The sequence below is a fragment of the Bradyrhizobium nanningense genome (assembly GCF_004114535.1).
Taxonomy (GTDB): Bacteria; Pseudomonadota; Alphaproteobacteria; order Rhizobiales; family Xanthobacteraceae; genus Bradyrhizobium; species Bradyrhizobium nanningense.
The window spans coordinates 103909-126899 of sequence record NZ_LBJC01000030.1; the positions used below are offsets into that span (position 1 = coordinate 103909).

Below are 22991 nucleotides of genomic sequence, written 5' to 3' on the forward strand. Positions count from 1 at the left end.
GGCACGCCATGAACGTTCTATCTTCCGTGGACACCAAGAAGGCCGAGGCTGCCGAGATCGTGGACGAGCTCTGGTACAAGGACGCCATCATCTATCAGCTGCACGTCAAGGCTTTCGCCGACAGCAACAATGACGGCATCGGCGACTTCGCCGGACTGACCGAGAAGCTGCCCTATCTGCAGGAGCTCGGCGTCACCGCGCTGTGGCTGTTGCCGTTCTATCCCTCGCCCGGCCGCGACGACGGCTACGACATCGCCGACTACGGCTCCGTCAATCCCGATTTCGGGACCATGAAGGACTTCAAGCGCTTCATCCAGGAAGCGCAGAAGCGGGGCTTGCGCGTCATCACCGAGCTCGTCGTCAACCACACCTCGGACCAGCACAAATGGTTCAAGCGCGCGCGCCGCAGCCATCCCGGCTCGAGCGCCCGCAACTGGTATGTCTGGAGCGACACCGACCAGAGATACCAGGGCACGCGCATCATCTTCACCGACACGGAAAAGTCGAACTGGACCTGGGATCACGAGGCCGGCGCGTTCTACTGGCACCGGTTCTTCTCGCACCAGCCGGACCTCAATTTCGACAATCCGCGTGTGGTTAGTGCGCTCATCCAGGTGATGAAGCGCTGGCTCGACGCCGGCGTCGACGGCTTCCGGCTGGATGCCATTCCCTATCTCTGCGAACGCGAGGGCACCTCGAACGAGAATCTTCCCGAGACGCATGCGATCATCAAGCGGCTGCGCCAGGAGCTCGATTCCTACTCCAAGGGCAAGCTGCTGCTGGCCGAGGCCAATCAATGGCCGGAGGACGTGCAGGAATATTTCGGCCGTGGCGACGAGTGCCACATGGCCTATCACTTCCCGCTGATGCCGCGCATCTACATGGCGATCGCACAGGAGGACCGCTTTCCGATCACCGATATCTTGCGTCAGACGCCGGACATTCCGGCGAGCTGCCAATGGGCGCTGTTCCTGCGCAATCATGACGAGCTGACGCTGGAGATGGTGACCGACGTCGAACGCGACTATCTCTGGACCACCTACGCCAACGATCCCCGCGCCCGCATCAATGTCGGCATCCGCAGGCGCCTTGCGCCGCTGATGGACAATGACCGGCGCAAGATCGAGTTGATGAACTCGCTGCTGCTGTCCTTCCCCGGCACACCGATCATCTATTACGGCGACGAGATCGGGATGGGCGACAACATCTATCTCGGCGACCGCAACGGCGTGCGCACGCCGATGCAATGGAGCCCGGACCGCAACGGCGGCTTCTCGCGCTGCGACCCGGCGCGGCTCTACGCGCCGCTGATCATGGACCCGGTCTACGGCTACGAATCGGTCAACGTGGAGGCGCAGTCGCGCAGCCTGTCGTCGCTGCTCAGCGCCACCAAGCGGCTGATCTCAGTCCGCAAGTCGACGCTCGCCTTCGGCCGCGGCACCATGACCTTCATCCGCCCGGCCAACCGCGCCGTGCTCGCCTATGTCCGGCAATATCGCGACGAGGTGATCCTCTGCGTCGCCAATTTGTCGCGCGCCGCGCAAGCCACCGAGCTCGATTTGTCGCCCTGGAAGGACCGCATCCCGCAGGAGATGCTCGGCCGCACCCGCTTCCCGGCGATCGGCGAACTTCCCTACATGATCACGCTGGGGCCCTACGGCTTCTACTGGTTCCAGCTTCAGGAGCGCGACAAGTCCGAGCCGGTGACGCCGCGCGCGGTGCCGGAATTCGAGACGCTGGTGGTGCCGGTGAATTCCAACTGGGTGTCGCTGGCCCGCGAGCGCGGCGTCTTCGAGCGCGACGTGCTGCCGGGATTCCTGTCACGGACGCGGTGGTATCCCGAGCACAATCCCAAGCAGATCAAGACCATGCTGACTTCGGCCGTGCCGTTCTGCGACATCGGCGACAACAGGCCCTGGATCGCGTTCTTCGAGGGGACGGACCAGGACGCCGCGTCGCGCTACGTGCTGCCCATGCAGATCGAATGGGTCCGCTTCGACCGCGAGCGCTTCAACCCGAAGGCGCTCGCCGCCGTGCGCCAAGGCGCGCGCGAGGGCACGCTGCTCGACGTCGCGACCGACCAGATCTTCATTGGCCTGTTCCTGCGCAACCTGTCGCAGAACTTGGTCGTGGAGGAGAACAATCTGCGGCTCGAGTTCAACGCGACCAGCCGGTTCGCCGATTACACCATCAAGGAGCCCGAGCGCATCCGCGCGATCGAGCAGTCGAACAGCACCGCTCTGGTCGACAACCAGTACGTCGCCAAGATCTACCGCCGTCTCGAAAGCGGTGTCAGCCCCGAGATCGAGATCGGCCATTATCTCACCGAGGTCGCGCGCTTCCCCAACACGCCGGCGCTGCTCGGCAGCGTCGAGCTGGTCGAGGGCGATCAGCGCAGCGCGCTCGGCGTGCTGCACGCCTATGTCGAGAACCAGGGCGACGGCTGGACCGTGACCACGGGCTATCTCGATCGCTATATCGACGACCAACGCGTCGTGCCGATCGACGAAGCGCTGCGCGAGACCCAGGAGCAAGCGCTTTATCTGCACTTCGTCGCGCAAATCGGCCGGCGGCTCGGTGAACTGCATGTCGCTCTGGCCGCGGCAGAGCCGGCCGATCTCGCTCCGGAGCCGATCGACTCCGCATACGTCAAGCGGCTTGTATCCGACCTCAAGGCGCGCGCCGAGCGGGTTTTCGAAAGGCTGGCCGACAGCCGCGAGGGCCTACGGGAGGCGGACCGGCCGCTGGTCGATCGGCTCACGGAGGCGCGTGCGCTCCTCTCCGACCATCTGAATGGGCTCTTGCCATCCGAGATTGGTGGGTTGAACATCCGTCATCATGGCGACTTCCGGCTCGGGCAAACTCTGATCGTGAAGGACGATATCTTCATCATCGACTTCGACGGTGATCCGCGTGTGCCCTTGGCTGCCAAGCGGCGCAAGGCGCCTGCCGCCCGTGATGTCGCTGGCCTGATCCATTCGATTCATGTTTCGGTCAATGCCGCCCTCAATCGCGCACTCACGGGTGCCTCCGAGGAGCAGGACCGGCTCGCGACCGCGCTCGGCGAATGGCGCGAGCGCGCCACCGCAACCTTCCTGTCCGCCTACCGCGAAGCCATGACCGATCAGCGGCTGTGGCCGGAAGATCGGCAATCCAACAAGGGACTGCTTCGGTTCTTCCTGCTTGATCAAGCCTTCAATGACGTAGAGTACGAGCTGTCCCACCGGCCTGAGGGGCTGCATGCGCCGCTGACCGGACTGCTTCGCATTCTGTCCAGTACCGAGAGCGAAGCCCATGCCTAAACTGCCTGCCGAGGCCTATGCGATCATCGAGGGCCGCCATTCCGACCCCTTCCACTATCTCGGGCTGCATCCCGAGGGTGGTAAAAGCGTGGTGCGCGCGTTTCTGCCCGAGGCCTCTAATGTCGAGGCGGTCGGCGAACATGGCGAAGTCGCGCCGCTCGACCGCGTGCACGATGCCGGGCTGTTCATCGGCGCCCTGTCCAACGGCTCGAAGCACTACCAGTTGCGCGCGAAATTCGGCAACAGTGTCGTCGAATTCGAGGACGCCTACCGCTTTCCGCCGATCCTGACCGATTTCGACCTCTATCTGCTCGGCGAAGGCACTCACCAACGGCTCTATGACAAGCTCGGCGCCCATCCGATGCGGCTCGAGGGCATCGACGGCATCGGCTTCGTGGTGCTGGCGCCGAATGCACGGCGCGTTTCCGTGGTCGGCGATTTCAATTTCTGGGACGGGCGGCGTCATCCCATGCGGGTGCGCGGCGCCGGTTATTGGGAATTGTTCATCCCGCATGCCAAGGCTGGCGATCACTATAAGTTCGAGATCATTGGACCGCACGGCCATCTGTTGCCGCTGAAATCCGACCCGATGGCCTTCGCCAGCGAAATGCGTCCGAAGACGGCCTCGATCGTGTTCGACGAGGCGCACCTGCCGCGGCCGCACCCGGCGCCAGATGGCATCAACGCGCTGTCGGCACCGATGTCGATCTACGAGGTCCATCTCGGCTCGTGGCGGCGCAAGAACGGCGATGAATGGCTGACCTATCGCGAGCTGGCCGAGCAGTTGCCGGCCTACGCCCGCGACATGGGCTTCACCCATCTGGAATTCCTGCCCGTGAGCGAGCATCCTTTCGATGGCTCGTGGGGTTATCAGCCGACTGGCCTCTATGCGCCGACCAGCCGCTTCGGGACCCCTGAGGATTTCGCCGCCCTCGTCGATGCCTGCCACCGCGAGGGCGTCGGCGTGCTGCTCGATTGGGTGCCGGGTCACTTCCCCGACGATCCGCACGGGCTCGGCAGCTTCGACGGCACCGCGCTGTACGAGCACGCCAACCCGCTCCAGGGCCGCCACCTCGACTGGGGCACGCTGATCTACAATTACGGCCGCACCGAAGTGACGAACTTCCTAGTGTCGAACGCGCTGTTCTGGATGGAACGCTATGCCATCGACGGGCTGCGTGTCGACGCCGTCGCGTCCATGCTCTATCTCGATTACAGCCGGCCACCCGGCGCGTGGATCCCGAACCAGTATGGCGGCCGCGAAAACATCGAGGCGATCAACTTCCTGCGCCGCTTCAACACCGAGGTGTTCGCCCGCTTCCCGCAGGCGACCACGGCCGCCGAAGAGTCCACGGCCTGGCCGCAGGTCTCGCGCCCGGTCGAATTCGGCGGGCTCGGCTTCGGCTACAAGTGGAACATGGGCTGGATGCACGACACGCTGAACTACATCAGCAAGGATCCGATCCACCGCAAATACCATCACGGCGAGATTCTGTTCGGCTTGCACTACGCGTTCTCGGAAAACTTCATCCTGCCGCTGTCCCATGACGAGGTCGTGCACGGCAAGCGCTCGATTCTCGGCCGCATGCCTGGTGACGAGTGGCAGCGCTTTGCGAATTTGCGCGCCTATTACAGCTTCATGTTCGGCCATCCAGGCAAGAAGCTGTTGTTCATGGGCGCGGAAATCGCGCAGAGCAGCGAATGGAATCACGACCAGTCGCTAGATTGGCACCTGCTCGAATACAAATCCCATTCCGGCATCCAGGCGCTGATCCGCGACCTCAACCGGCTCTATCGCGCGGTGCCGGCGCTGCACCAGATGGACTGCGACCAGGCCGGCTTCGAATGGCTGATCACGGATGACGCCAACCGCAACGTGTTCGCCTGGCTGCGCAAGGGATTTGACGAGCACGCGCGGTGTCTCGTCATCATCAACTTCTCTCCCAACGTCTACCGCAACTATCGCGTTCGCGTGCCCTTTGCCGGCAAGTGGAAGGAAGTGTTCAATTCGGACTCCGCCCATTATGGCGGCAGCAATGTCGGGAACATCGGCGAGGTTCATGCCGTTGAAGGCAAGGCGCCCGAGCTCCGCCTCACCATTCCGCCGCTCGCCGCGATCTTCCTCGTTCCGGAAAGCTGACACATGCGCCTGACTGCTGGATCGCCCGCACGCCTCGGCGCAAGCTGGGACGGACGCGGCACCAATTTCGCGCTGTTCTCCGCCAACGCACAGAAGGTCGAGCTCTGCCTGTTCGATGCGCAAGGCCGCCGCGAGCTCGAGCGCATCGAGCTGCCTGAAAAGACCGAGGATGTCTGGCACGGCTATCTCAACGACGTCTCGCCCGGGCAGCTCTACGGTTATCGCGTGCACGGTCCGTATGAGCCCGAGCAGGGCCATCGCTTCAACGCCAACAAGCTGCTGCTCGATCCCTATGCAAAGCGGCTCGCCGGACGGCTGGTCTGGAGCGATGCGCACTTTGCCTACCGCACCGGGAGCCCGCGCGAGGATCTGTCCTTTGACCGGCGCGACAACGCGCGAGGCATGCCCAAGGCCGTCGTGGTCGACGAGACCTTCAACTGGGGCCGCCGCGAGATCCGTCCCAACATCCCATGGGAAGACACGATCATCTACGAGGCTCACGTCAAGGGTTTGACGCAGAAGCGCGACGACGTGCCGCCGAATTTGCGCGGCACCTATGGCGGGCTGTCCTCGCCGGCGGTGATCGAGCATCTGAAGAAGCTTGGCGTCACCACGGTCGAGCTGCTGCCGGTGCACAGCTTCGTCGACGACCGCATCCTGGTGGAGAAGAAGCTCGCCAATTACTGGGGCTACAACACGCTATCCTTCTTCGCGCCCGAGTCGCGCTACGCCCAGGATAATGCGCTCGATTCCTTCCGCACCACGGTGGCGCGCCTGCACGATGCCGGCATCGAGGTGATGCTGGACGTCGTCTACAATCACACCGCCGAGGGCAATCATCTCGGCCCGACGCTGTGCTACCGCGGCATCGACAACGCCTCCTATTACTGGCTGAACCGCGAGAACCCGCGCTTTTACGACGACTTCACCGGCTGCGGCTCGTCGGTGGACCTGACCCATCCGCGCGTGCTGCAGATGGTGATGGATTCACTTCGCTACTGGGTCGAGGTCTGCCATGTCGACGGCTTCCGCTTCGATCTCGCCACCACGCTGGCGCGCGGCCCCAACGGCTTCGATCGCGGCATCTCGTTCCTGACGGCGATCCGGCAGGATCCGGTGCTGGCGACCGTCAAGCTCGTCGCCGAGCCCTGGGATCTCGGCCTCGGCGGCTACCAGGTCGGCGCATTCCCCTCGCAATGGTCGGAATGGAATGATCGCTATCGTAGCGCCATGCGCCGCTACTGGAGCGGCGAAGGCAGCCTGATCGGCGACATCTCCAGCCGGATGACAGCGTCGTCCGACCTGTTCAACCACGACGGACGGCGGCCGCGCGCCAGCATCAACCACATCACCGTCCACGACGGCTTCACGCTCGCCGACCTCTTCAGCTACAACGAGAAGCACAACGAGGCCAACGGCGAGGACAACCGCGACGGCTCCAACGACAACCACAGCAACAATTGCGGTGTGGAGGGGCCGACCGACGATCCTCAAATCCTTGGCCTGCGCCGCCAGCTTCGCAAGAACGTGCTGGCCTGCCTGATGCTGGCGCAGGGCGTTCCGCTGATCCTCGCCGGCGACGAGGTCGGCAACTCCCAGTCGGGCAACAACAACGCCTATTGCCAGGACAACGAGATTGGCTGGGTCGGCTGGGACAACCTGGGCAAGGAGGGCGACGACATGGTCGATTTCGTCGCCCATCTCGCCGACATCCGCCGCCGGTTCTCGCAGCTTCGCAGCCATCGCTGGCTCGACGGTCGCCCCGCGGACGGTGTGTCCTACGGCGCATTGTGGCTGACGCCTGCCGGCGACGAGATGACGGAGAACGACTGGAAATTCCCGGAGGGAAGATTCCTCTCCTATGTGATGGGGCCGATGGAACCGGGTGGGGCCGCGATCTTTATCGTACTGAACGCCGCCCCCGAAGAGATCGCATTCAAATTGCCCAAAATGACCGAATACAAGAGCTGGCAGCAGATCCTGAACACGACGGATGCCAAGCTGAATACGATCGACTTCCCGCCCGGAAGCGACAGCAAGGCGCCGCCGCGCTCCGTGCTCGCCTTCGCGGGGGCGCTATGAGGCCATCCTTCGGGGCGAAGCCGACGAAGGACGGCGTGTCGTTCCGCCTGTGGGCGCCTGCCGCGCGCCGTGTCGACCTCTTGCTCGACCGAAGACACGCGATGCAGCGCCGGCAGGATGGCTGGTATGTGGCCGACATTGCCGGCCTCTCCGCCGGCAGCCCCTACAAGTTCAGGATCGACGACGAGATCGACGTGCCGGATCCGGCTTCGGCTTTCCAGCCCGAGGATGTGTTCGGCCCGAGCGAGGTGATCGATCACGACGCCTTTTCATGGCGGGCGCGCGATTGGCGCGGCCGCCCCTGGGAAGAGACGGTGCTGATCGAGACCCATGTCGGCACCTTCACGCCGAAGGGCACTTACCGCGCCATGATCGACAAGCTCGATCATCTCGCCGCAACCGGCATCACCGCGCTGGAGCTGATGCCGCTGGCCGATTTCGCTGGACGCCGCGGCTGGGGCTATGACGGCGTGCTGTGGTATGCGCCCGATAGCGCCTATGGCCGCCCGGAAGATCTGAAGACCCTGATCGACGAGGCGCATCTGCGCGGGCTGATGGTCTTCCTCGACGTCGTCTACAATCATTTCGGCCCCGAGGGGAATTACCTCGGCCGTTATGCGCCGGCCTTCTTCACCGATGCGCACACGCCCTGGGGTAGCGCGATCGATTATCGCGTGCCGCAGGTGCGCGCGTTCGCGGTCGAGAATGCGCTGTCCTGGCTCAGCGACTATCGTTTCGACGGATTGCGGCTGGATGCCGCCAATCACATCATGGCGGTGCCCGGCGAGCAGTCGATGCTGCAGGATCTCAGCGTCGCCGCCGGCGAGCTCGCCAAGGCGACAGGACGCCACGTCCATCTGGTGCTGGAGAACGGCGACAATCGCGCCAGCCTGCTCGACGCCGCGCAGGAGCCGCCGAACGGCAAATACCGCGGACAGTGGAACGACGATTATCACCACGTCTGGCACGTGATGCTGACCGGCGAGCTCGCCGGATACTACGCGGATTATCAGACGCCGCGCCTCGATCTAGCGCGCGCGCTGGCATCCGGCTTCGTCTACCAGGGCGAGGTTTCGGAGTTCTGGGGCAAGAAACCGCGCGGCGAACCGAGCGGTCAGTTGCCGCCGGCGACCTTCGTCAATTTCCTGCAAAACCACGACCAGATCGGCAACCGTCCGCTCGGCGACCGGCTCGAAAGCCTGGCATCGCCGCAGCAGATCGAAGCTGCACTTGCGGTGACCCTGCTGGCGCCGATGGTGCCTATGCTGTTTCAGGGCGAGGAATGGGGCTCGACGGTGCCCTTCCCGTTCTTCTGCGATTTCCAAGGCGGGCTCGCCGACGCCGTCCGCAACGGACGCAAGCAGGAATATGCCTGGGCCTACGAGAAGTACGGCGATGAAGTGCCCGACCCGCTCGATCCCGCAACGCTGCAATCAGCGGTGCTCGATTGGACCGGCCGCACGCCGCTGCAGGACGCACGGCTCGCGCTGGTGCGCGAACTGCTCGCGCTCCGCCGCAAGGAGATCATGCCGCGGCTGAGGGGCGCGAGCTTCGGCGAGACCGAGGCAGCCGACAACGGCCTGCTCACCGCCCATTGGCGGTTGGGCGACGGCACGGCGCTGCGCCTGACCGCCAATCTCTCCGACCACGAGATCATGCCCAATGTCAGCGCGGGGACGCCAATCTGGGGTGGCGAGACCGGCGACCGGCTTCCGCCCTGGTCGGTGGTCTGGCGCCTCGGAGGTTAGGATGCCTCCCGACATTCCGCTCGCGACCTACCGGCTCCAGCTCACCGCGGATTTCGACTTCGACAAGGCCGCCGCCGTGGTGCCTTACCTCAAGGCGCTGGGGATCACGCATCTCTACGCTTCGCCGGTGATGAAGGCGCGCAAGGGCTCGACCCATGGCTACGACACCGTCGATCACAGCCAGTTCAATCCGGATCTCGGCGGCGAAGCCGGCTTCACACGGCTGAGCGACTCGCTCGCGGCGCACGATCTCGGCCTCATCATCGATTTCGTGCCGAACCACGTCGGCGTGCATTTCGCCGACAATCCCTGGTGGCTCGACGTGCTCGAATGGGGCCAGGCCTCACCGCACGCGATCTCCTTCGACATCGACTGGGACCTGCTGCCCTACCGCGCCCGCGGCGGCGTGCTGCTGCCGATCCTCGGCAAGTCCTATGGCGAAGCACTGGAGAACGGAGAAATCGAGCTGCGCCACGATCCGGATCAGGGCAGCTTCTCCGCCTGGTATTTCGAGCATCGCTTGCCGATCGCGCCAGAGCGCTATGGCGAGATATTGCGCATGACCGTGAAGGAAGCCGATGCCGCCGAGACGGAGGCCGGCCAACGCCTGCTCTCGCTTGTGGCGCGCTACACCGGACTGCGCCGCCCCAGCCGCAAGGAAGCCCCCGCGTTCAAGACCGAGCTCAGGGAGATCGCAGGTGGCGCTGAGATCATCGCACGCGGTCTTGCCGCTTATCGCGCCGACAAGGATCGCCCCGCGCAGACGCTGGCGCTCCATCATCTCCTCGAGCGGCAGAATTACAAGCTCGGCCATTGGCGGCTCGCCTCCAGCGATATCAACTATCGCCGCTTCTTCGACGTCAACGGGCTTGCGGGTCTGCGCGTCGAGGACGCGAGCACCTTCGCGGCCACGCACCGACTGGTGAAGCAGCTCATCGCCAACGGCAAGCTGCAGGGCATCCGGCTCGATCACATCGACGGCCTGCGCGATCCAGCGCAATATTGCCAGCGCCTGCGCCGCCTGGTGCGCGACGCGCAGGGCAACACCAAGCCGTTCTACACGGTGATCGAGAAGATCCTGTGCGAGCACGAACGCCTGCCGCACTTCGCCGGCGTTCAGGGCACCACCGGCTATGAATGGATGAACGTCGTCACCCAGGTGCTGGTCGACGCCAAGGGATTAGCGGCGCTGGACGAGACCTGGCGGCAGATCAGCAACCGGCCGCCGCGGCTTGCGCCTTACGTCAAGGACGCCAAGCGGCGCGTGCTGGAGACGCTGCTCACCAGCGAATTCACCGTGCTGACGCGCCTGCTCGCGCGCATCGCCAACGGGCATTACTCGACCCGGGATTTCTCCGCCGACAGCCTGCGGCAGGCGCTGGAGCTCTATGTGCTGCATTTCCCGGTGTACCGCACTTATCTGACCAACAGCGGGCCGACGGCCCCCGACCGCAAGCTGATCGACGACACCATCGCGCGAGCCCGCGCGGAATGGTTCGCCGCGGACGACGGCATCTTCGACTTCCTGCGCGACGCCCTGACCATGGATCTGCTCAAGCCCGGCCGCCCTCCGCACAGCGCCCCGCGCGTGCGCCGCTTTGCGCTGAAGGTGCAACAATTCACCGGGCCGATGATGGCGAAGTCGCTGGAGGACACCGCGTTCTATCAATTCCACCGACTGCTCGCGCTGAACGAGGTCGGCGGCGATCCCGCCAGCACCGGCCTCACCGTTCCCGCTTTCCACGAGACCATGCAGGCCCGGGCCAAGGAATGGCCGCAAGGAATGACGGCAACCGCCACGCATGACACCAAGCGCGGCGAGGATGCCCGCGCGCGGATCGCGGCGCTCAGCGAGATTCCCGGCGAATGGACCAGCGCGGTTTCTCGCTGGAAGGTATTGAACGCGCCGCACCTCACGCTCCAGGGCAATTTCCGCGCGCCATCGGCGACATTCGAATACATGCTGTATCAGGCGCTGCTCGGCGCCTGGCCGCTGGTGGAGACGATCGATGCCGGCTTCGTCGAGCGCATCCAGGCCTACGCGTTGAAGGCGGCGCGCGAAGGCAAGGAAGAGACCAGCTGGCTCAACCCGCATGAAGCCTATGAGAACGGCGTCAAGAGCTTCATCGACAAGATCCTCGATCCCGTACAGTCCGGCGAATTCCTGGAGGCGCTGCAAACGCTGGCCCGCCGCGTCGCACTGCTCGGCATGTTGAGTTCGCTGAGCCAGCTCACCCTCAAGGCGACGCTGCCCGGCGTGCCCGACTTCTACCAGGGCACCGAGTTCTGGGACCTGTCGCTGGTCGACCCCGATAACCGCCGCCCGGTGGATTTCGGCGGCCGGCATACGGCGCTGAAATCGCTGGCCGATCCGGACTGGAACGGCTTGATCAAGAGCTGGCCGGACGGCCTGATCAAGCTGGCCTGGACACGGCGTCTTCTCAAGCTGCGCAACGAGCTCGCCGACGTCTTCGCTCAAGGCGACTACCAGCCGCTGGCGGTGCACGGCACACATGCCGACCATGTCATTGCCTTCGCCCGTCGCCACGGCCGTGCTGCGGCGATCGTCGTGGCCGGGCGTCACTTCGCGCCGTTCACGCAAGCTGGCCGGGAATGGCCCGCGCCGGAGGGCTTTGACGCCACCATCGACCTGACCGGCTACACCACGCCCGGCCTTGCCGGTGGCGTTTTGCCGCTCGCGCAGGCCTTCCGTGATTGTCCCGCGTTCGTCATCGAAGCCCGCACGGCAAGCGCCATCAGGCCCGCGCGGCCGCGCGTACGCGCCTGAGATTACTTTCCGTGGTCCTTGGTCAGCAGCAGCTGCCCGCGCTTCTTGATCGTGGCCTGCGCCATCTCGGCGAAGCGCTGCAACAGCCAGGGCAGCACCACCTCGACCCGAACTTGATCGTCGCCGACATCGACCTGGCCCGTCGCGACCTGCCCGAGCGCGCGAATGCGAAAGGCCATGTTGTCGCCGGTCCAGCGCTCCTCCTCGACCTGCATCACGGGAATGCTGGCCGCCGCGCAGCCCAGTCCGGTCTTGAGCCGGCGCACCGCCTCCTCGCGGCCGAGACGATGCGGAATGGAAACGACAAGCGGTGCTGACATGGCCCCTGCCCTATATGACTGATCCTCACATAGTGATGCCGGCTGCGCGCATAAAGGTTCCATGCATGTTGATCCGCCAGCCGTGTTTCAATGCGGGAACTTTACAATCTGCGGCAAGTTGCCCCCCGCACAACGGGACAGGTTGCAACGACCCTTTCAACGAAGGGCTGGAGGAGATTCGCATGTCAATCGGTACGATCATTCTGATCATTCTCGTCATCGCCCTGCTTGGCGGCTTCAGCGGCATCGGCGGCGGCCCGTTCTACGGCACCGGCTATTATGGCGGCGGCGGCCTCGGACTCATCATCGTCATCCTGCTGATCCTGCTTCTGCTCGGGCGAATTTAGGACGAGGGCTTGTAGGGTGGTTAGCCGCAAGGCGTAACCCACCTCTTTGCTCCACTTAGGCGAACGAGGTGGGTTACGCTCAGCTACGGCGTTTCGCGTCGTCGCTGAGCTAACCCACTCTACTTCTTCCCCGCCAGTTTCTTCATCGCCGCCTTGATCGACGCGGCGGCATCATCATAACCCTCCCACGCTTTCGATCTCGCGAGCAAGCCCGGCACGGTCCGCAGCGTATAGCGCTTCGGGTCGAGATCGCTCTTCACCTGCGCCCAGGTCAGCGGCATCGAGACCGTGGCACCTGCGCGCGCCCGCGGCGACAGCGGCGCCACCGCCGTCGACATCCGGTCGTTGCGGAGATAGTCGAGGAAGATCTTTCCCTCGCGCAGCTTCTTCGACATGTTGAGCAGATAGCGCTCGGGATCGTCGTCGGCCATCCACTGGCAGACGCCCTGCGCAAAGGCCTTGGCCTCCTTCCAGCTCACCTTGTCGCGCGCGCCGTGAAGCAGCGGCACCACCACATGCAGGCCCTTGCCGCCGGTGGTCTTGCAGAAGCTCTCCATGCCGATGTCGGCCAGCCGCTGCCGCATCTCCTTGGCCGCCTCGACCACGTCGGCAAACGCGACATCCGGCGCCGGGTCGAGATCGAACACCAGCCGGCCCGGCGTATCATAGGCAAAGGGCGCGCAATTCCAGGGATGCAGCTCGACGCCGCCGATCTGCGCCACGGCCGCGAGCCCTTCGATCCGATCGATCTGCAGATACGGCTTGCGGTCGCCGGAGACCCGCGCCAGCTCCAGAAGGTTCGACGTCCCCTGCATGGCATGACGCTGGAAGAAGCATTCGCCCTTGATGCCCTCGGGAGCGCGGATCAGCGAGCATGGCCGCCCCTTGAGATGCACGATCATCCACTCGCCGACGGCTTCGAGATAGCGCGCGAGATCGAGCTTGGTGACCGGAGCGCCATCGCCGTCGTCCGGCCATAGCTCCTTGTCCGGCTTGGAGATGACGACACCCATCACCTCCGCGGTGCCGGCGTCCTTGGACCGCTTGGCTGTCTTGGCAGCTCGCTTCCCGGCTATAGGTTTGGCAAGCTCGGTATCGACAGGCGTCTCCGCCTCCACCTCCTCGGCCGGCTTGTCCTGCCGCAGCCCCTTGAACGCGGCCTGGCGGATATTGCCGTCGGCGGTGAACCCGGCGAACTCGATCTCGGCGACGAGCTCCGGCTTCAGCCAGTGCACCTCGCGCGTCTTCTTCGGAGCATTCTTGCCGCCGAAGGGGCTTTCCTTGGCCGCCATCGCTTTCAACGACGGCATGATGCGCTTGACCTTGTCGGCGCCGAAGCCGGTGCCGACCATGCCGACGAAGGCGAGATGATCGCCGCGCTGCACGCCGGCCATCAGCGAGCGGAATTTGCCGTTGGTGGTCTTGTAGCCGCCGATCACCACTTCGTGGCCGGCGCGACATTTCGACTTGACCCAGCTCTCGGTGCGCCCCGAACGATACGGCGCATCCAGCTTCTTCGACACGACGCCTTCGAGCTCGAGCTTGCAGGCCGATTGCAGCACGGCATCGCCGCCGCTCTCGAAATGCTCGACATAGCGGATCTGGGTCGACTTCCGCTTGCGGGCTTCCAGCAGCTGCTTCAGCTGCGCCTTGCGCTCGCCGAGCGGCAGCCGCCGGTAATCCCGGCCCTCCGCGAATAGCAGGTCGAAGGCAAAGAAGATCAGCTCTTCGGTCTTGCCATCGGATAGCGCAGCCTGAAGCGAGGAGAAATTCGGTGCACCATTGTGGTCGAGCGCAACGATCTCGCCGTCGATCATCACGTCCGGCAGCGCGGCCGCCTCCTTGGCGATGGCGCCGAACTTGCCGGTCCAGTCGAGACCCTTGCGCGTCTTCAGCACCACCTCGCCGTCCTCGACCCGGAGCTGCACGCGGTAGCCATCGAACTTGATCTCGTGGCACCAGCCCTCTCCAGCCGGCGGCCGCTCGACCAGCGTGCAGAGTTGCGGCGCCACGAAGTCCGGCATCTCCGCGACCTTCTTCGCGCTGGTGGCTGTCGTGGCTTTCTTCTTCGCCGCCTTGGTCTTGGGGATCTTGTCGGCCTTCAACGCCGTGCGCGGTGCCGGCTTGACCGTACGACCCTTCGCTTCCTCGGCACGGTTGGATTGCCAGACGGCGTCAGCTTTGGCCTTGGCGCCCTTCGCCAGCATGAACGGCTTTGGCGCGCGGCCCTTGCCTTCGGCGATCTGCTCCATCGCACGGCCGGAGGCGACCGACTTGTCCTCGTCGAGAATGTCGTTGTCCTTGCCCTCGCGGACATATTCGTCGCGATGCTTGATCAGCAGCCAGTTGGTGCGCTTTTCGCCACCGCGGTTGCGCATCCGCACCAGCACCCAGCTGCCGTGCAGCTTGTCGCCGTGCAGGGTGAACTTCAGATCGCCCTTCCTAAAGCCGGCTTCCGGATCGTCCGATTCCCAGGTGCCGCGGTCCCACAGCATCACGGTGCCGCCGCCATACTGTCCTTCCGGAATCGTGCCTTCGAAATCGCCGTAATCGAGCGGATGATCCTCCACCTCGACCGCCAGGCGCTTGTCATGGGGATCGAGCGAGGGCCCCTTCGTTACGGCCCAGGACTTGAACACGCCGTCGAATTCCAGCCGGAGGTCGTAGTGCAACCGTGACGCATCGTGTTTCTGGATCACGAAGCGCCGCTGCTTCGATGGCGCTACCGCGGTCTTGCCCGATGGCTCGGGTGTCTTCTCGAAGTCACGCTTCTGTCGGTAAGTGGAGAGTTTTTGCAGCACGACCGGTCCCGCTTCTCTTTCGGGGATTCAAGCCTAACACGGCCAAAGTCCCATCCGGAACCAAAACCCTGTGGCAGGGTTGGGGTTCCAAAATACCTTGAAAACGCTGGAGAATGGAATGGCCCCGCGCGCCTATTGGAAGGGAACGTTGAAGCTGTCGCTGGTCAGTTGCCCGGTCGTGCTTTATCCGGCGACCACGGCGGCCGAGAAGACGCGGTTTCACCTGATCAACCGCGAGACCGGCAACCGGCTCAAGCAGCAGATGATCGATTCCGAGACCGGCGCCGTCGTCGAGAGTGACCAGAAGGGCCGCGGCTACGAACTACGCAAGGGCAAATATGTCGAGATCGAGCCGGAGGAGCTCGAGGCGGTCCAGATCGAGAGCAACCACACCATCGACATCGAGAGCTTCGTGCCGAGCGAGGAGATCGACCAGCGCTACCTCAACCATCCCTATTACATCGCGCCCGACGGCAAGGCCGCGGTCGACGCCTTCGCGGTGATCCGCGACGCCATGAAGGACCAGGACCGCGTCGCGCTCGCCAAGATCGTGCTCACCAACCGCGAGCATATCATCGCGATCGAACCGCTCGGCAAGGGCCTGCTCGGCACCACGCTACGCTTTCCTTACGAGCTGCGCGAGGAGGACCAGTTCTTCGACGACATCAAGAGCCCGAAGATCACCAAGGACATGGTCGAGCTCGCCGGCCACATCCTGCGGACAAAGGCGGCGCATTTCGATCCCGGCAAGTTCAAGGACGACTATGAAACGGCGCTGAAGGCGCTGGTGAAGCGCAAGGCCAGCGGCAAGACAATCGAGCTGCCGGAGCCCGAGGAGCGGCCGAGCAATGTCGTCAGCCTGATGGACGCGTTGAAGCAGAGCCTGAAAGGGCGTGGCGGGAAGAAGGCGGCAGCGAAGTCGCACGCGCGGCGTGCGACCGGGCGGCAGCGCGTGGCGAGGAAAACGCACCGGTCGACGGCGCGGCACAGGAAGGCGGGGTAGCAACCCCACCGTCATTCCGGGCGCCTCGAAGAGGCGAACCCCGGAATCTCGAGGTTCCGGGTTCGATGCTTCGCATCGCCCCGGAATGACAGTGGGGATCAATCCCCCGCTTTCAACCGGTACCCGATCCCCGTCTCGGTCAGCACGTATTGCGGTCGCTCCGGATCGGCCTCGATTTTCTGGCGGAGCTGGCGGACATAGACGCGTAAGTATTGCGCGTCGGTCAATTCGTCCCAGAGCTCCTTGAGCAGGAACCGGTGCGTGAGCACCTTGCCGGCGTGCTGCACCAGCACGCGCAGAAGATCGTATTCCTTTGGCGACAGCTTCACCTCGCGCTCGCCGACCTTGACGATGCGGCGCACGAGATCGACCGAGAGATCTCCGGTGCGGAACACCGGACGCTCGCCCTTGACCTGGAGCTGGTGGCGCAGCGCGGCGCGCAGGCGGGCCAAAAGCTCGTCCATACCGAACGGCTTGGTCAGATAATCGTCGGCGCCGAGATCGAGCGCCTGCACCTTGCCGGCTTCGTCGCCGCGGCTCGACAGCACCACGATCGGCACCCCCTCGTTGCGGGCGCGGATGGTGCGCAGCAATTCGTGCCCCTGAATGTCGGGCAGGCCGAGATCGAGAATGATCAGCGCCGGCGCTTCCTCAAGCTTCTCCAGCGCGATCTTGCCGTTCGACGCTTCCAGGATTTCGTAGCCTTGCGTCGTCAGCCCCATCCGCAGCAATTTGCGGATCGGCGGCTCGTCGTCGATGACCAGGACCTTGATCGGCGCAGCGTTCATGCGGCGGTATCCAATGTGCGGCTCTCTGCCGGAACGGGAAGACGGACGGTGAGGACAGCGCCGCGCCGGTCGCTGCGGTTGGCGGCCGAGATCGTACCGCGCATCGCCTCGACGAAGCCGCGGGAGATGGCGAGGCCGAGCCCGGTGCCGGGGCGGACATGATCGCCCTTCTGCACGCGGTAGAACTTGTCGAACACGCTCTCGAGCTCCTCAGGCGGAATCCCGGCTCCCTCGTCCACGATCTCAAGCAGGACATGATCGCCGTCGCGCCGGCTGCGGATCGAGACCGTCGTGTCGGGCGGCGAATATTTGGCGGCGTTGTCGAGCAGGTTGAACAGCACCTGCTCGAACAACACGGCATCGAGCTGGAGCATCGGCAGATCGGCGGCCAGCACCAGCTCGACCCTGTGGCCGCCAAGGATTTTGCTAGCGCGCCGCAGCGCGCTGCCCACGATCTCGCCGAGATCGTGCAGCGCCGTGTTGGGGACGATGGCGCCGGATTCGAGCTTGGTCATGTCGAGCAGATTGGCGATGAAGCGGTTGAGCCGTTCGGATTCGTCGATGACGGTGGCGAGCAGGTCGCGCTTCTCCGTGTCGGCCAAGGCCGGGGCGAGATCGCGCAGGGTCGAGGCTGCTCCCAGCACCGAGGCGAGCGGCGTCTTCAAATCGTGCGAGATCGAGGTCAGCAGCGCCGAACGCAGCCGCTCGGATTCGACGGTGCGCTTGACGCGGTCCATGTCCTCGACCAGCAGCACGCGCTCGATCGCCAGCGCGCCCTGGTCGACCAGCGCGTCGAGCAGCCGGCGCTGGTCCGGCGTCAGCAGCGGCCCGGTGCGATCATCGTCGATGCCGATCACCCCGATCGGGCCGCGGCCGGTACGCATCGGCAGGAACAGCCGCTTTGCGCCCGGCAGCGTATCCGAGCCACGGCCGGCGGGGCGGTCATTGCTCCAGGCCCAGTTGGCCGCGGCGAGATCGGCCTGGTCGAGATCGTCTTCGGGCGGGTAGCCGGATTTCACCGTGAGCAAGCCTTCTTCCGGTAGCAGAAGCACGACGCGGACCTTCAGCATCAACGCGATCTGGTAGGCCGTCGCCCACAGCACGTCGTCGAGCGTCGCGGTGCCGGCGAGCTTGCGGCTGAAAGCGTAGAGCTGCTCGGACATCCTGATCCGGCCGATGGCGGCGTCGGCCTGGATACGCACGCGCGCGGCGACGTTGGAGACGAGCATGGCCACCACCATGAACAAGAAGAACGCGGCGACGTTGGTCGGATCGGTGATCGTGAAAGTGTAGATCGGGGGGATGAAGAAGAAATTGTAGCAGAGCGACGCCGCGACCGTCGCCAGCAGCGATGGCCACAGGCCATAGCGCACCGCAACTGCCACGACCGAGGTCAGCAGCACGAGATCGACGTTCTCGATGCCGAAATAGGGCCGGATCAACTCGGCGGCACCAAGCCCGATCAGCACGATCCCGAGAGTTTTGACATAGGGCAGCGGATTGAACGGCTCGGATCGCGCAGCGGTCTGTATCGCCGTCTTGGCCGCATCCTCGGCCGGCGGTTCGTCGCCGGGGATGACGTGAACGCTGATATTGCCCGCGCGGCGAACCAGATCATGCACGACCGAGCCGCGCGTCAATTCGAACCAGCGCGAGCGGGTCGACTTGCCGATCACGATCTGGGTGACGTTGTTGCCTTGGGCGAAATTGACGACGTCGTCGGCGATGCGACGGCCGACCGCGGGAATGGTCAGCGCCTCGCCGCCGAGCGATTCCGCGAGCCGCAGCGTATCGGCCAATCGATCGCGCTGCTCATCGGTCAATTGGAGCGAGCGCCGCGTCTCGATCGAGAGCGCGGTGAACGGCGCATGCAGCCGGTCGGCCAGCCGCTTGGTGTAGCGCACGAGGCCGGCCGCGCGCGGATCCTCGCTGACGCAGACCAGGATGCGCTCGCCCGCGGCCCAGGGTCCGGGAATCGCATTCGCCTGCATGTGGGTGAGCAGTTGCTCGTCGACCCGCTCGGCGGTGCGCCGCAAGGCGAGCTCGCGCAAAGCGGTGAGATTGCCCGGTGAGAAATAGTGCTCCAGCGCCCGCTCGGCCTGCCTCGGCACATAGACCTTGCCCTCCTTCAGGCGCTGAATCAGATCGTCGGGCGTGAGGTCGATCAGCTCGATCGCATCGGCGCGATCGAACACGGAATCGGGCACCGTCTCGCGCACCCGGACATGGGTGATCTGGGCGACGACGTCGTTCAGGCTCTCGATGTGCTGGATGTTGACCGCGGTGTAGACGTCGATGCCGTGGGACAGCAGTTCCTCGACATCGAGATAACGCTTGGGATGGCGGCTGCCGGCGGCGTTGGTGTGAGCGAGCTCGTCGACCAGCGCGATTTGCGGCCGCCGCGCGATCACGGCGTCGAGATCCATCTCCTCGACGATCTGGCCCCGGTAATCGAGCCTCTTGCGCGGGACCATTTCGAGCCCGCGCATCAGCGCCTCGGTCTCGGCGCGGCCGTGGGTCTCGACGAAGCCGACCACGACATCGATACCGGCCTTGCGCTTGGCGTGGGCGCTTTGCAGCATCTCATAGGTCTTGCCAACGCCGGGCGCGGCGCCGACGAAGATCTTCAGCTTGCCGCTGACGCTCTCCTCCCGGCGTGCTGCCTCCAGCAGCGCCTCCGGGGACGGACGTTGTTCGGTATCGCGGCGCTCTCGGACCATGCTCCCAATATAATCATCTGTGCATTGCGGGCCTAGCCTGCTACTTCGCCGCCGCCCGATCGAGCGCGAGATTCAGTGCCAATACGTTAACCCTGGGTTCGCCGAGCAAGCCGAGCAGCCGACCCTCGGTGTTCGCAGCAACGAGCTGCTTGACCGCTTCCTCCGGCAGATTCCGCGCCTTCGCCACCCGCGGCACCTGGAATTGCGCGGCTTCGGGCGAAATATTCGGATCGAGGCCGCTGGCCGAGGTCGTCACGAGGTCGACCGGAACGTCGGCGTTCGGGTTTTCGGCCTTGAGCTTGTCGACGTCCTCCTTCAGCCGGTCGGCCAGAGCCTTGCTGGTCGGGCCGAGATTGGAGCCGCCCGAATTGGCGGCGTTGTAGGGCGCCGGCACCGTCTTGGTCGACTCGCTCGGGTCCGGCGCTGATGTCGCCGACGGGCGGCCGTGGAAGTACTTGTCATCCTTGAATTCCTGCCCGATCAGGGCGGAGCCGACGACCTTGCCGTCCTTCCCGATCAGGCTGCCCTGCGCCTGCACGGGAAAGAGCGCTTCGGCGATGGCCGTCATCGCCAGCGGATAGGCGAGCCCGGTGATGGCTGTGAGCACCAGCAGGAGGACGATGGCGGGGCGAATTTCTCTGAACATGTTGGGTCTCCTATGTCTTCCGTCATTGCGAGCGAGGAAGCCAGACCATCACCCTGAGGAGCCGCGCCTGCACGGCGTCTCGAAGGGCGAGGCCACCAGCCGGGCCTTCATCCTTCGAGACGCGCGTTCCACGCTCCTCAGGATGAGGGTCTGGCAGGATCGCCTCGTCGCTCGCGTTGACATGTTAAGCCAGGTGCAAGGCGACAACGACGAGGTCGATCGCCTTGATGCCGATGAAGGGAATGACGATGCCGCCGAGCCCGTAGATCAGGAGGTTGCGCCGGAGCAGTGCGCCGGCACCGACCGCGCGGTAGGCGACGCCCTTCAGCGCCAGCGGGATCAGAGCGATGATGACAAGCGCGTTGAAGATGATCGCCGACAGGATGGCGCTTTGCGGGCTCGACAGGTTCATGACGTTGAGCACGTTGAGCTGGGGGTAGAACGCCAGAAACATCGCGGGAATGATCGCAAAGTATTTTGCGACGTCGTTGGCGATCGAGAAGGTCGTCAGCGCACCGCGCGTCATCAAGAGCTGTTTTCCGATCTCGACGACCTCGATCAGCTTGGTCGGGTTGGAGTCGAGGTCCACCATATTGCCGGCCTCGCGGGCGGCTTGCGTTCCGGTGTTCATGGCGACACCGACGTCGGCCTGTGCCAGCGCAGGCGCGTCGTTGGTGCCGTCGCCGCACATCGCCACCAGCTTGCCCTTGGCCTGCTCGTCGCGGATCAGCTTGAGCTTGTCCTCGGGAGTGGCCTGCGCCAGAAAATCGTCGACGCCGGCTTCCGCCGCGATCGCGGCCGCCGTCATCGGGTTGTCGCCGGTGATCATGATGGTGCGGATGCCCATGCGGCGCAGCTCTGCGAAGCGCTCGCGAATGCCGCCCTTGACGATGTCCTTGAGCTGGACGATCCCGAGCAGCTTGCCGTCCCTGGCGACAGCCAGCGGCGTGCCGCCGGACTTCGACACGTCGTCCGCAATGGCCTGGATCTCGCGGCCAAGCTCGGAAAGCGCGGCAGGCTGCATCGCCCGCGCGGTGTTGCCGGAAGCGACAGCGGCCGGAGCGCCCCCGCCGATGTAGTTCAGCATGGCATCGACCGCACCTTTGCGCACCGACGAGCCGCCGGCATCGACGCCGCTCATACGGGTCTGCGCCGTGAATGGGATGAAGGTCGCCCCGAGCTCGGCCATGTCACGGCCGCGGATGCCGTGTTTCTCCTTCGCCAGCACGACGATGGAGCGGCCTTCCGGCGTCTCGTCGGCGAGCGAGGCGAGCTGGGCGGCATCGGCGAGCTCCTGCTCGGTCACCCCGCGCACCGGGCGGAACGCGGTGGCCTGCCGGTTGCCGAGGGTGATGGTGCCGGTCTTGTCGAGCAGCAGAGTGTCGACGTCACCGGCGGCCTCGACGGCGCGGCCGGACATCGCCAGCACGTTGAAACGCACCAGACGGTCCATGCCGGCGATGCCGATTGCGGACAACAGCGCGCCGATCGTCGTCGGGATCAGCGTCACGAACAGCGCGACCAGCACAATCACCGAGATCGAGCCGCCGGCATAGACGGCGTAGCTCGGGATGGTGACGGTGGCGAACACAAAGATGATGGTGAGGCCGGCGAGCAGGATGTTGAGCGCGATCTCGTTCGGCGTCTTCTGCCGCTCGGCGCCCTCGACCAGCTTGATCATGCGGTCGATGAAGGTCGAGCCCTGGGCCGCGGTGATGCGGACGCGAATCCAGTCGGACAGCACCTGCGTGCCTCCGGTCACCGCGGAACGGTCACCGCCGGACTCGCGGATGACGGGGGCGGACTCGCCGGTGATGGCCGCCTCGTTGACCGAAGCGACGCCCTCGACCACCTCACCGTCCGAGGGAATCGTGTCGCCTGCCTCGACCAGCACGAGATCGCCGACCGTCAGGCTCGTGCCGGGCACGAGCTTGTAGTCGCGGCCCGCGCCGCTCAGGAGCTTGGCCTGGCTCTCGGTACGGGTCTTGCGCAGCGTCTCGGCTTGCGCCTTGCCGCGGCCTTCGGCCACCGCCTCGGCGAAATTGGCGAACAGCACCGTGAACCAGAGCCAGACGATGATCTGGAAGGTGAAACCGAGGCCAGCGCCGCCGGTGACGAGGTCGCGCAGGAAGATCACGGTGGTCAGCGCAGCGACGATCTCGACCACGAACATCACGGGGTTCTTGATCATCAGCCGCGGATCGAGCTTGGTGAAGGAAGCGCGGATCGCCGGCATCACGATCTTGGGATCGAGCATTGCCGAGACGGCAGCACGTTTTTGCAGTTTGGTCGTATCCATGGAGGCC

At 64.8% G+C, this 22991-nt stretch carries 13 protein-coding genes; 7 read left to right on the forward strand and 6 right to left on the reverse strand.

Translation table 11 applies throughout. The features are described from left to right. Positions 1-8: 8 nt before the first annotated feature. From treS to treY, 5 genes are read left to right on the forward strand one after another with little or no spacing between them, the layout of a single operon-like run. Positions 9-3302 carry a maltose alpha-D-glucosyltransferase gene (treS, locus tag XH84_RS25430; RefSeq protein ID WP_128920147.1) on the forward strand — a complete coding sequence of 1098 codons (3294 nt, stop codon included), beginning with the start codon at positions 9-11 and terminating at the stop codon, positions 3300-3302. Then, positions 3295-5442: a 1,4-alpha-glucan branching protein GlgB gene (gene glgB, locus XH84_RS25435; RefSeq protein WP_128920148.1), complete on the forward strand. Its 2148-nt coding sequence runs from the start codon at positions 3295-3297 to the stop codon at positions 5440-5442. The genes treS and glgB overlap by 8 nt, the downstream gene beginning before the upstream one ends. Before the next feature lie 3 nt (positions 5443-5445). Then, positions 5446-7524: a glycogen debranching protein GlgX gene (gene glgX / locus XH84_RS25440; protein ID WP_128920149.1), complete on the forward strand. Its 2079-nt coding sequence runs from the start codon at positions 5446-5448 to the stop codon at positions 7522-7524. Continuing rightward, complete coding sequence (gene treZ / locus XH84_RS25445) at positions 7521-9272, forward strand: malto-oligosyltrehalose trehalohydrolase (RefSeq protein ID WP_128920150.1); 1752 nt, start codon at positions 7521-7523, stop codon at positions 9270-9272. The genes glgX and treZ overlap by 4 nt, the downstream gene beginning before the upstream one ends. Position 9273: 1 nt before the next feature. Then, positions 9274-12060, forward strand: coding sequence for a malto-oligosyltrehalose synthase (gene treY / locus XH84_RS25450; protein ID WP_128920151.1), 2787 nt, complete (start codon positions 9274-9276; stop codon positions 12058-12060). A gap of 2 nt (positions 12061-12062) precedes the next feature. Here the strand turns inward: treY and XH84_RS25455 are convergent, their stop codons facing one another. After that, complete coding sequence (locus XH84_RS25455; RefSeq protein ID WP_128920152.1) at positions 12063-12380, reverse strand: polyhydroxyalkanoic acid system family protein; 318 nt, start codon at positions 12378-12380, stop codon at positions 12063-12065. Positions 12381-12562: 182 nt separating this feature from the next. Between XH84_RS25455 and XH84_RS25460 the strand changes: the two genes are divergently transcribed. Next, positions 12563-12727 carry a DUF3309 family protein gene (locus tag XH84_RS25460; protein ID WP_106945843.1) on the forward strand — a complete coding sequence of 55 codons (165 nt, stop codon included), beginning with the start codon at positions 12563-12565 and terminating at the stop codon, positions 12725-12727. Positions 12728-12846: 119 nt separating this feature from the next. Here XH84_RS25460 and ligD read toward each other — a convergent pair whose 3' ends face one another. Next, positions 12847-15528 carry a DNA ligase D gene (gene ligD / locus XH84_RS25465; RefSeq protein WP_128920153.1) on the reverse strand — a complete coding sequence of 894 codons (2682 nt, stop codon included), beginning with the start codon at positions 15526-15528 and terminating at the stop codon, positions 12847-12849. Between the two features lie 118 nt (positions 15529-15646). Between ligD and ku the strand changes: the two genes are divergently transcribed. Then, on the forward strand, positions 15647-16531 hold the full coding sequence (ku, locus tag XH84_RS25470; protein ID WP_128920154.1) for a non-homologous end joining protein Ku: 885 nt from the start codon (positions 15647-15649) through the stop codon (positions 16529-16531). 98 nt (positions 16532-16629) lie between these two features. On the opposite strand, the gene XH84_RS25475 is transcribed toward ku, so the two are convergent. The 4 genes from XH84_RS25475 to kdpB all read right to left on the reverse strand — a co-directional run bounded on the left by XH84_RS25475 (position 16630) and on the right by kdpB (position 22984). Continuing rightward, the gene (locus XH84_RS25475; RefSeq protein ID WP_128920155.1) at positions 16630-17319 is read right to left on the reverse strand and encodes a response regulator transcription factor; all 690 of its coding nucleotides are present in this window, start codon (positions 17317-17319) and stop codon (positions 16630-16632) included. After that, positions 17316-20039: a sensor histidine kinase gene (locus XH84_RS25480; RefSeq protein WP_128920156.1), complete on the reverse strand. Its 2724-nt coding sequence runs from the start codon at positions 20037-20039 to the stop codon at positions 17316-17318. Before XH84_RS25480 ends, XH84_RS25475 begins: the two co-directional genes overlap by 4 nt. A gap of 40 nt (positions 20040-20079) precedes the next feature. Continuing rightward, entirely contained in the window at positions 20080-20685 is a 606-nt protein-coding gene (locus tag XH84_RS25485; protein ID WP_128920157.1) for a K(+)-transporting ATPase subunit C, read from the reverse strand. Positions 20686-20869: 184 nt separating this feature from the next. Then, the gene (gene kdpB, locus XH84_RS25490) at positions 20870-22984 is read right to left on the reverse strand and encodes a potassium-transporting ATPase subunit KdpB (protein WP_128920158.1); all 2115 of its coding nucleotides are present in this window, start codon (positions 22982-22984) and stop codon (positions 20870-20872) included. Between the last annotated feature and the right edge of the window lie 7 nt (positions 22985-22991).

Bases quoted from the DNA above. Each gene is read 5' to 3' on its own strand.
- treS (WP_128920147.1), top strand. From the start codon at position 9: ATGAACGTTCTATCTTCCGTGGACACCAAGAAGGCCGAGGCTGCCGAG.
- treZ (WP_128920150.1), top strand. From the start codon at position 7,521: ATGAGGCCATCCTTCGGGGCGAAGCCGACGAAGGACGGCGTGTCGTTC.
- treY (WP_128920151.1), top strand. From the start codon at position 9,274: ATGCCTCCCGACATTCCGCTCGCGACCTACCGGCTCCAGCTCACCGCG.
- kdpB (WP_128920158.1), bottom strand. From the start codon at position 22,984: ATGGATACGACCAAACTGCAAAAACGTGCTGCCGTCTCGGCAATGCTC.
- glgB (WP_128920148.1), top strand. From the start codon at position 3,295: ATGCCTAAACTGCCTGCCGAGGCCTATGCGATCATCGAGGGCCGCCAT.
- XH84_RS25480 (WP_128920156.1), bottom strand. From the start codon at position 20,039: ATGGTCCGAGAGCGCCGCGATACCGAACAACGTCCGTCCCCGGAGGCG.
- XH84_RS25460 (WP_106945843.1), top strand. From the start codon at position 12,563: ATGTCAATCGGTACGATCATTCTGATCATTCTCGTCATCGCCCTGCTT.
- XH84_RS25485 (WP_128920157.1), bottom strand. From the start codon at position 20,685: ATGTTCAGAGAAATTCGCCCCGCCATCGTCCTCCTGCTGGTGCTCACA.
- glgX (WP_128920149.1), top strand. From the start codon at position 5,446: ATGCGCCTGACTGCTGGATCGCCCGCACGCCTCGGCGCAAGCTGGGAC.
- XH84_RS25475 (WP_128920155.1), bottom strand. From the start codon at position 17,319: ATGAACGCTGCGCCGATCAAGGTCCTGGTCATCGACGACGAGCCGCCG.
- XH84_RS25455 (WP_128920152.1), bottom strand. From the start codon at position 12,380: ATGTCAGCACCGCTTGTCGTTTCCATTCCGCATCGTCTCGGCCGCGAG.
- ku (WP_128920154.1), top strand. From the start codon at position 15,647: ATGGCCCCGCGCGCCTATTGGAAGGGAACGTTGAAGCTGTCGCTGGTC.